Origin of the sequence: Luedemannella flava (assembly GCF_039528515.1) — a bacterium.
Lineage (GTDB): Bacteria > Actinomycetota > Actinomycetes > Mycobacteriales > Micromonosporaceae > Luedemannella > Luedemannella flava.
In genome coordinates this window covers 1-519 of sequence record NZ_BAAALT010000297.1, presented here as the reverse complement: position 1 = coordinate 519, position 519 = coordinate 1, and the positions used below count along the sequence as shown (strand labels likewise).

Annotated in this window: 1 protein-coding gene; it reads right to left on the bottom strand. The window is 66.3% G+C overall.

Annotated features, from left to right (window positions below; all coding sequences use genetic code 11):
• Nucleotides 1-24: 24 nt before the first annotated feature.
• Nucleotides 25-519 (bottom strand): transposase (locus tag ABD211_RS32830; RefSeq protein ID WP_344140403.1); only part of this gene is annotated, 495 nt, incomplete at its 5' end.

Sequence of the window (519 nt, the reverse complement as noted above, 5' to 3'; positions counted from 1 at the left end):
CTCGACTTTCGCAGTGTTGTTGATCTAGGCGGCGGCTTCGGCCCAGGCTGCGGCGATGGCGAGGGTTTCTGTGGGGGTGGGCTGGTCAGGCCTGCCTCCACGAAATCTTGAGGCGATAAGGGTTCGCCGAAGTTTGGTGATCATGTCGTGGTAGGCGGGTTCGGTTTTGGTGGTGTACCAGGGTGCGGCTGATCGTCGGTCGGTGACGTCGCGGGGGTGGTGGCCGTGGTGGGTGTACCAGATGGTGACGAGGCTGTGGGTGAGCAGTCCGAAGGGGACCGTCCTGGTGACGGCGGTGGGGGTGCGGTTGTGGGCCTCGCCGACGCCGGTGGTCTGTTTGGCGTCTTCGAACGTGGTTTCGATGGCCCATCGGGCGGCGTAGCGGGCGACGATCTGTTCCGGGGTGCTGGTGTGGTCGGTGGTGATCAGCGCGAGGTCGTGTGCGCGGGCGGTGGGTTCGCGCAGCAGGATCACGCGGACGGCGCGGCTGCGGTAGACGCCGTACCAGAGCAGGACGTG